Here is a 9,159-nt window from a genome sequence, read left to right as displayed (position 1 = left end):
GAGGCCGCGGTGCTGTTAAACGGCCTCGGCATCCCGGAAGAGATGCGTCAGAAAAAGATGAAGGAGCTTGACGGCAGCGATAAGGTACGGGTACTGCTGGCCCAGGCCCTGTTCGGCAACCCCGATATCCTGCTTCTGGACGAGCCCTCCAACCAGCTGGACCTGAAGACCATCACCTGGGTGGAGGAATTTCTCTCCCGCTTCCAGAACACGGTGATCATCGTCTCCCATGACCGCCATTTCCTCAACCAGGTCTGCACTCATGTGGCGGATATCGATTATGGCAAAATCCAGGTCTATACCGGCAACTATGACTTCTGGTATCAGGCCAGCCAGCTCAATTTCCGCCAGAAGGAAGCCGAGGGCAAGAAGACCAAGACCAAGGCGGAGGAACTCAAGGAATTCATCCGGCGCTTCAGTTCCAACGCCTCCAAGGCCAAGCAGGCCACCTCACGGAAGAAGCTGCTTGAGAAACTCACCATTGAGAACATGCCAATTTCCTCCCGAAAATATCCCTACATCGTCTTTAAGCCGGAACGGCCCTGTGGTGACATAGTTCTGGAGATCAAAGGTCTTTCCAAAGAGATCGACGGGGTTTCCATGTTTAAGGATCTCACCCTCACTGTCAACAAGGGCGACAAGATCGCCTTCGTCGGTGCTAACAGCCTTGCAAAAACCACACTGTTCCAGATTCTGGCCGGGGAGTTTGAGCCGGATAAAGGAAGCTTCCGCTGGGGAGTGACCATCCGCAACGCCTATTTCCCGAAAGAGAATAATGCGTATTTCAATAATGAGGAGCTTGATCTTGTCGGCTGGCTGCGCCAGTTTGCACCTCCTCAGGAGGATGAAAGTTTTGTCCGGGGGTTCCTGGGCAAAATGCTTTTTTCCGGAGAGGAGGCGATGAAAAAGACCTCTGTCCTCTCCGGTGGTGAACGGGTGCGCTGCATGATCTCCAAGATGATGCTCTCCGATGCCAACGCCCTCATTCTGGATGAGCCCACCAACCATCTCGATCTTGAGTCAATCACCTCTTTGAATAACGCCCTGATGGCCTTTCCAGAGGTGGCGCTCTTTACTTCCCATGATCATCAATTTGTATCCACCGTGGCAAACAGAATTGTCGAATTCACTCCGGACGGCATCATCGACGTGATGCAGGACTTTGACGAGTACCTGGCAATGAAAGAAGTGAGTCTGTCCAGTGAAAACGATTACCTGGACAGGCAGGCAGCTATGTGAGCCTGAAGGATAAGGGCTGAAAGCTAAAGGCTCAAATTCACAATCAGATGAGTTTGAAAATTGATTTTTGAAGATTTGATTACTTCCTGGTAATGTAGCATCCGGCGATATAGACTCACAGTAAGCCTTTCACTGCGAAACCGATAATCTGTTCCATTGTACATCGCTTCCGACTTATCCTGACCTCCCTCAATATGATCCCATATTATACTCCAATCCTAACTTAAAAAATGGACCGGTTTTCGGGGGGCAGGTCAAGCCCAAGGAGCCACATTCCACTGTTAACCAAAAAATTATACGCACTTTTTCTTGTCAAAGATCCCCCCAAGTGAAAATTTTCTAACATAGCTGCCTTAATCGGGCAGTCGTAATCACGATAAAATTTTATTGCTAAGTATTGATAATTATAATACCTTGAGAGTAGTAAAATCATTGGGGGAGAGCAATCATGTTGTGTGCCCTGTGCAGGGAGAAGAAGGTTGCGTTCATGTGTGACGGCTGCGGCGTTTCTCTATGCCGTGAATGCGTTAAGTACAGTGTGTACGGGACAGGCTGTGGATGCATTACACCTCTTTATCTGTGTCCGGTCTGTTTCGATGATCCGGACGTCAATCAATGTTGCCCCGAAGAAACGATGAAAGACATGTAGATGATTTTATGTCATGGATCGCACAATCCGCAATGAATACTCTGTTAAAATCAAGTTTGAAATGACGATTGATGATTCAAACGGACCCCACTGAACAATCAATGCTGTTAAAACTCCAGATTGAGTTTCTATTGGAAAGAAAAGTGAGTGCTTTTAAGCGCCTTGCGAATTCAACAAGACAAGTGATGGGCAGCCGGTGTCAACTGGGCGCACAACCGCAGGTCGCTGGGTGTATGTGAAGTTAGAAGAGGTCGAACCACAGGATCTACCTGACGACAAGTAAGAACAAGGCGGCCTTACTTGCAGGTTATCCTGGCACGTTCACTTTGTCATCCCGTAATCGTCAACCGCAAGATCACCTTCATATTAAAGATAAGGTGGCGGCGATAACCAGCACAATGCAGATTTTCCTTGATCTCGCCTGCGCAATACGGGGTGAAAGCTGCGATAAAATACAATCCAGCCCTGTTCTCGACTACAATAAATAATTGATAATCTCTCGGCAAAGTCAAAGGTGCGGATAAGTAGGTACAGCTCGCATCCGTAACTTTCTGTTATCAATAAAAACGAGTTTCTCAGAGAGATACAAGATTTCAAGTGGTTATCAATAAAATGTTTCCTTGACTTATCAACTCATTTGACCCATATATTGAGAGCTTTGCATAATACCAATATTGTCATTGCGAGCAAAGCGAAGCAATCTCGTAACATATTAATAATTCATAAGATTGCCGCGTCGCTAAAGCTCCTCGCAATGACCAGAATTGCAGTTTTGCAAAGCTCTCATATTACGTGTTTGAATAAGGCATTGTCAATCGGTTAACAACCAATTTGGACTTTTTTTAGAAGGGTGATGCCATGGAGAAATTCTTGAAACCCTGTTTCTGAAAAGAGGCGGGGGTTTGTGTTTCAGGGAGGTATCGGGAGAAACCGGTCTACTCGACTCAATAGGGTTCTTATGAAAAAAATTGTGCTTCTGTTATGCCTCATCGCGTTGTTCCTTTCCGGGTGCGCCACCATGGACATGCGGAAAATTTCGGTTGAGCCAAAAATATCGACCGAGAATATGCAGAAAAGTTCTCTGAAAGCTGGGCTGCTTCTCAACGACCAGTTCACCAACTACAAATATGCCTTCGAGACCGGCACCCAGCTGTACTTGCTGTCAAAGGTGCAGGGAGAAATTGCGATCGGCAAAAATTTGTCCCACGCGCTTTACGGGCTTGTCTCCAGCAAATTCGGAAACGTTGCCATTGCTAAGGATGCAAGGGAAATCCAAGATGTATCCGTTTATTTCGTTCCCCGTATTAAATACTTCAACTATTCGCCCCCCTTCACGGGGATGGGTTCTCATACCGCCGATGTGGAGCTGGAAACGGAAATCTTTGCCGGAAACGGGCAGCGGCTGCGCAGTTTCATCGTCAAGGGAAAGGGGAGCAGGAACATGATCAATCAACTGATTATGAAAACAAACTATGATATGGCCCACTACGCTGTAAACGAGGCCATAGACAACCTGCTGAAGGAATTTTCCCGGAAGTTGGATGAATTTTATTGATTAAGATAGGAGTGCCCGATGATTTTAAAACGATGGCTGTTGATTTTCCTGGTCCTCTGCACCAGCGGTTGCGGACTCCATGGAGGGTTAACCCAGTCCGAAGGACTTGCCAACTACCACCCACTCTTCCTGACTGCAACCAAGGACAAGGGCGATATCCTCATTCAGGAAGGCCGGGACTACCTTCGCGAAGGTTCCTTCGACAAGTTCCTTCCCTCCATGAGCGAGGCGCTGAAGTTTTACTCCGGCAAGGGGGAAAAAGCTGCCGATATTTGCCGTTATCTGGGCAAGGCCTATCTCGATCGTAACGAGTACGACAAGGCCCTGTCCTATTTCAATCAATCGTTGTCCGCTGCCAGAAGCAGCCGCTATCAGGAAGGGATTATCCTGGCAACGGTCGGACTGGCCGATAGCTACAAGAAAATCGGGGATACGGATAAGGCTGCAGAGATTTTGGCGGCGGCCCAGCAGAGCAATCGTGAGTCAACAAAAGGCGAACATCCGCTTATTGCGCTTAGTATGGGGGAGACCCTCGCACAGCAGGGCCGTTTATCCCAGGCACTGGACATCTTCACCCGGACCCTTTCCAACATTGACAGCTACAAGGACGACAGGCTGAAACAGTCAGTCTACTCGTCTCTCGGCACGACCCTTTTCGGCCTCGGCCGTTATCAGGAGGCAATCACCCATTACCAGCAGGCCCTTGAACTTGCCCGGAGAAGTTACAACACGCCCGATATCGTGGACATCCTAAACAACATCGGTTTTTGTCTGGTGTCTTTGAAAAGATACAACGAAGCCGCTATGGCCTTTAATGAAGGGTTGGGGCTCCTGGCCGTCATGGGCCTGCAATATCCCGAAAAACAGATGTACGCTAATTACGGTCTGGGGCTTTTGAATGAAGAGCAACACCGTAATGCCCAGGCGCTACTCTACTACAACACCGCCATCAATTTTATTGAAGATTTGAGAGGCAGCCTGAGTTCGACGGAGTTCCGATCCTTGTTCCTGGCCAATAAAATCGCCGCCTATGAACATGCCATCGACATCCTGGTCACGGCAGCCGGTCGGACGTCTGAGGACGTCCGCCTGGATCCGCGATTTATTAAAGCAGACCTAACTCCCGCAGAAGTGGCCTTCTTCTACGCGGAAAGCACCAAGACCAGATCTTTTCTCGAACTGCTCTACAAAGCCAGAACGGGCGCCTTTGCCGATCGGATCCCCCGGGAACTGGCCGAACAGGAGAGTCGATTGCTCAACACCATTGACTCAATCCAGGCCTCTGGAAGTGGTCAATCGGAAGCGCAGCGCGAGCTCCTAACAAGATCGAAACGCGAACTCGATGAGTTGATTGCCAAATTGCGGAAAGAGTATCCGGATTATGCCTCCATTCGCTATCCGGAGCCGGTCATGGCCGGGAATATCCCTCTGCATGCCAACGAGGTTCTCCTCGCCTACAAGGTCAATCCCGGGAAAACCTATCTCTGGATCATAGAAAAAGGCAAGAAACCTTCGGCCATCGAAATCGCCGTGAGCCGGGATGAACTTATCCGTAAAGTTGGGGAATTTAGGATCGGGCTTGAAAATCCGGGCCGGCTGGACGCCTACGACCCCGAGAAAGGGCAGGCTCTGGGCAGGCTCTTGCTGGAAGAGGCTCTCAGCCGGATAGGCTCGGACAAAAATATAATCATCACCCCCGACGGCGTTCTGAACATGGTTCCCTTCGAGGCATTAACGGTTGGTAAAACAAAAAATACGATTCAATACCTGGGAGAAAAATACAAAATCAGCTATTATCCCTCCGCCTCGGTCATGGCAACCATGCGGCAGTTCAAGGGAAGTCCCAAATTATCCAAGCCCCTGTTTGCGCTCGGCGATCCGGTCTATGAGGATTCCGATGTGCGTTACAGCCGGAGAAAGTCCGACAACATCGTCGTAGCCTCCGCCGATTCAACGCCCTCTCTCAATTTGCGCAGTGCCCTGGTCCGCAGCGGTTTCTCTTTGCCCCGACTGATCGAGACCCGCGACGAGGTCATAGAAATCGGCGCACTCTTCGGGTACAAGGCCGATGACCCGAACATCAAGCTCGACATGGATGCCTCCAAGAGCGAACTTCTGAAATCCGATCTCGGTCGTTACCGGTTTATCCATTTTGCCACCCACGGTCTTTTGAGCGGCGACATTCCTTACATCCTCGAACCGGCGTTGGTTCTTACCCAGCCGGGAAACCGCAATACTGAGGACGGTTTCCTGAAGATGAGCGAAATCCTAGGATTAAAGCTGAATGCCGATTTAGTCGTCCTATCGGCCTGCAAGACAGCCCTTGGAAAAGAAATCGCCGGGGAGGGTGTTGTGGGTCTGAGCCGCGCATTCATGCTTGCAGGGTCCAAATCGGTCATCGTAAGCCTTTGGAGCGTGGAATCAAATTCGACGGCAGTCATGATGAAGAGCTTCTACTCTCATCTGCAACACGGAAGGTCCAAGGAAGAGGCTCTCAGGCTGGCCAAGCAGGAATTAAAAAATCAAAGTTTAATATCAGATGATCTTAGCCGTGGCGTGAAGATAGCCGGACGGGACAAGAAAACTCAAACCAGCACCGAGCACCCTTTCTTCTGGGCGCCTTTCATATTAATCGGCGAATGGAAGTGAAAACACTGGGGGCCATCTCCCGGCACAAGGTATTCAGGATTTACCTCGCCAAAGGAAAGATCACAAAGGAGATGATCCGGATGCTCTCGTCTTGGAGGCATTCCGGGTTTCACGTGTTCTGCGGAAACCGTATCCGGCCGAAAGATGAGACGACAATAGAAAATCTGGCGCGACACATTGTCCGTGCCTCGTTTTCTCACAACAGAAGATGACCTATGTGCCGGAATCATCAACGGTCGTCTATACGTCCCAGAACAACAAGGTCTTTCCTGCCGTGTAACGGCTGACCACCATGTGTTCTTATATGCCGGACAAGGGGTGAGCAGGTTGTGCGGTGCTATGGATTCTGAAACACTATTAGAGACTACAATTCAAATGGTAATCCTCACTTTGATTACAAACCGGAAGTTGCCGATAAGTAGGTGGCGTCAATGTCCAGCGCATGTCATTTTTTCATGAACCGTATTCACTCTGTCAAATACAAAGCGTCAGTGCGGCTGATCGGGCCAGATCATTGAATGCGGGATAAAACATGCAGGACTTACTGTATATTTTTCAGCTCAAGGGGGGAATGCATATCTTCCTAAAATCCATATTTGACATATTTCGTCGTAAGTTATAGCTTTCAAACTACATTTAGCAATAATCTGCGACTAATTGATATTGATAAGTAAACTTGTATCATGTCCCTCGAATAGGCATCGAATTATCCATTGACAAAAGCTTTTTGTTTTACTATTATCGGCGTAACTCCCCTGTCAAGGAAGGAACGAACAATATAGTGAAACAGGAAAAAACCAAGCTTGGCAAATTTGAAATGCAGCTTCTCGCCTATACCCAGCTTAGAAAAAAAGAATTCATCTTCTCGGGCGAAATTGCTTCCGCCTTGGATATTAATGCTAAACAGGAATGGAAACTCCTCAATCGGATGGCGTCCTCCGGTCTTATTATCCGTTTGAAAAGAGGCGCCTATCTGGTCCCGCCGCACATGCCTGCCGGCGGACGATGGACCGTCAGCGGCTATTACATCCTCTCTAAGCTCATGGAGGTCATCAAAGGCCGATACCAGATCAGCGGCCCGAGTGCTTTTAACTTCCATGGCTTCGACGACCAGGTCCCGAATCGGATTTATGTTTACAATGACCGGATTTTCGGTGAGAAAAAAATAGGTGCAACCGACTTTGTCTTTATCAAGACAAACGCCAAGCGTTTGGGTTCAACCAAAAACTTGAAAACGCCCGATGGCATTGACGCAGTAATGGTCACCAAAACGAGGGCGCTTGTCGATGCCGTCTATGACTGGTCCCGGTACAACACCCTTCCCCGGGCCTATGGATGGATTGCGGAGACACTGAAGAAAGACCCGACCATCACCGAGAACCTGATTGCTGACACGCTTAAATACGGCAACAAGGGAACTGCCAAGCGCATCGGGTATTGGCTTGCCCAGCTTAGTATCGTCGATGATCAACTCGGAGAAATAAAACGTCAACTCGGTCCGACAAGGTCGCTAATCCCATGGATACCCGGACAGACGGCAAAAGGCAGCATCAATAAAGAGTGGGGGTTGATTGTCAATGGATCCATCCCGCGATCATAGGATCTCGGTCCACGAAGATCAGGCGCTCTTCCGCGAGGCGGTGCTTTTCACCGCGGGCCAGACAGGGTTAAATGCCACCCTCATCGAAAAGGATTATTTCTGCACCGTCCTTCTGCAGTATCTTTATGACCAGCCGGACAGCCCCCTGATTTTCCGGGGAGGAACCTGTATCGGCAAGGTCTATACCGATTTCTACCGGCTCAGCGAAGACCTCGATTTCATGATTTCGACACCACCGGAAGCGAGCATTTCCGTGCGACGAAAACGGATGGCGCCGGTCAGGGAATGGGTAAAAAAAATTTCAGAGGAGATGCACATCCTGACCCTCCCCGAAGACTTCACCGGGCATAACAGTTCACGGCAGTACGTCGCGTATGTGACCTACCCATCGGTTTTCCTCACTGAAGTAGCGGCCCGCATCAAAATTGAAGTGGGTTTGCGCGAAACGCCCCTGATGCAGCCCGCGCACATGAAGGCCAGAACGTTGTTGCTGAACCCTTTTACCCGAAAATCCATGGTCCCCGACATCGATTTGATCACCTTGCCCATGAAGGAGGCCATCGCCGAAAAAATACGGGCGGCTTTGACACGTTTGGAACCAGCCATTCGGGACTTTTTCGATATCGATTACCTCGCATCCCGGAATAAGATGGATCTTAACGATCGGCATCTCTTCCAGCTTCTCGCCGAAAAACTGAAGGTTCCGGGAAATTTGCCTATCGATCTGTCTTCAGCGCGGAAAGAAAAACTCAAAACCCAGATCAATACGGAACTGAAACCGGTGTTGCGACCCGAGGATTTTGAAAGCTTTGATCTCGATAGGACATTCGATATAGTCGCGAGAATGAGCCATCTGTTAGAGTGAATGGGAGATGATTCTCTTGAGTAAAACAGGGGACTCTGTATTTTTATGGTAAAACAAATAAGTAAAAAAATAGGCCCAGCTGGTCACAGAGGACTCGAGGGGGACGTCCTTCAATAAAAGGATCGGGTTCAGGCTAGGGATTTGGTCTGCTATTGGTCTACGGTTGAGCTTGGCATCTACATGGCAAATTTGTCCGAAAAACTTGGTATAACAATTGCGGCCGTGAGTTATGCGGTTAAACGCGGAGAAATAGTAGCGAAAGAAGGGGGTTATCAATTGACGGAATGATTTATTTGATTACTTAAGGACGTCCCCCTAAAGACGTCCCCCTAAAGATCTCGGGGCATCCAAGTTTTCAAATACAAGCCTTCACGTAAGCTGATCGGGCCAGAACATTGAATGCGGGATGAAACATGCATATTTTTGAGCGTGATTTTTTTCAAGGCGACGTGGTATTTGTGTCTTCCTGTAGTTAACAAATTTGAGGTGATAAATATTATACATGGTTTCTCTTGGTAATGATCACCGATACCCCATATTTTGTGGTCATTATTCCATATTCCATTGACGCACAAGAATGTTCTTCGTATACTACCCCACGA

At 48.8% G+C, this 9,159-nt stretch carries 7 protein-coding genes; all 7 read left to right on the top strand.

Annotation, left to right across the window (positions count from 1 at the left end; translation table 11 throughout):
* Nucleotides 1-1,239: ATP-binding cassette domain-containing protein (locus Q7J27_05570; GenBank protein MDO9528615.1), on the top strand; the 1,239-nt coding region annotated here is incomplete at its 5' end.
* Nucleotides 1,240-1,687: 448 nt separating this feature from the next.
* Nucleotides 1,688-1,888, top strand: coding sequence for a hypothetical protein (locus Q7J27_05565; protein ID MDO9528614.1), 201 nt, complete (start codon nucleotides 1,688-1,690; stop codon nucleotides 1,886-1,888).
* Between the two features lie 958 nt (nucleotides 1,889-2,846).
* Nucleotides 2,847-3,443, top strand: a complete 597-nt coding sequence (locus Q7J27_05560) for a hypothetical protein (protein ID MDO9528613.1) — start codon at nucleotides 2,847-2,849, stop codon at nucleotides 3,441-3,443.
* Nucleotides 3,444-3,461: 18 nt separating this feature from the next.
* A complete protein-coding gene (locus Q7J27_05555; protein ID MDO9528612.1) occupies nucleotides 3,462-6,092 on the top strand; it encodes a CHAT domain-containing protein in 2,631 nt (876 codons plus the stop codon).
* Nucleotides 6,083-6,304, top strand: a complete 222-nt coding sequence (locus tag Q7J27_05550; GenBank protein MDO9528611.1) for a hypothetical protein — start codon at nucleotides 6,083-6,085, stop codon at nucleotides 6,302-6,304. The genes Q7J27_05555 and Q7J27_05550 overlap by 10 nt, the downstream gene beginning before the upstream one ends.
* Before the next feature lie 569 nt (nucleotides 6,305-6,873).
* Nucleotides 6,874-7,692 (top strand): hypothetical protein, encoded by an 819-nt coding sequence (locus Q7J27_05545; protein MDO9528610.1) that lies wholly within the window; start codon nucleotides 6,874-6,876, stop codon nucleotides 7,690-7,692.
* Nucleotides 7,670-8,557, top strand: coding sequence for a nucleotidyl transferase AbiEii/AbiGii toxin family protein (locus tag Q7J27_05540; protein MDO9528609.1), 888 nt, complete (start codon nucleotides 7,670-7,672; stop codon nucleotides 8,555-8,557). The genes Q7J27_05545 and Q7J27_05540 overlap by 23 nt, the downstream gene beginning before the upstream one ends.
* Nucleotides 8,558-9,159 lie beyond the last annotated feature (602 nt).

This window comes from Syntrophales bacterium (genome assembly GCA_030655775.1).
Classification (GTDB): Bacteria; Desulfobacterota; Syntrophia; order Syntrophales; family JADFWA01; genus JAUSPI01.
The sequence above is the reverse complement of the archived record's forward strand: the minus strand, read 5'-3'. Positions and strand labels throughout refer to the sequence as shown.

What these genes read in the sequence shown, in the direction of transcription:
- Q7J27_05565 (MDO9528614.1), top strand. Translation starts at nt 1,688, where the DNA reads ATGTTGTGTGCCCTGTGCAGGGAGAAGAAGGTTGCGTTCATGTGTGAC.
- Q7J27_05560 (MDO9528613.1), top strand. Translation starts at nt 2,847, where the DNA reads ATGAAAAAAATTGTGCTTCTGTTATGCCTCATCGCGTTGTTCCTTTCC.
- Q7J27_05555 (MDO9528612.1), top strand. Translation starts at nt 3,462, where the DNA reads ATGATTTTAAAACGATGGCTGTTGATTTTCCTGGTCCTCTGCACCAGC.
- Q7J27_05550 (MDO9528611.1), top strand. Translation starts at nt 6,083, where the DNA reads ATGGAAGTGAAAACACTGGGGGCCATCTCCCGGCACAAGGTATTCAGG.
- Q7J27_05540 (MDO9528609.1), top strand. Translation starts at nt 7,670, where the DNA reads ATGGATCCATCCCGCGATCATAGGATCTCGGTCCACGAAGATCAGGCG.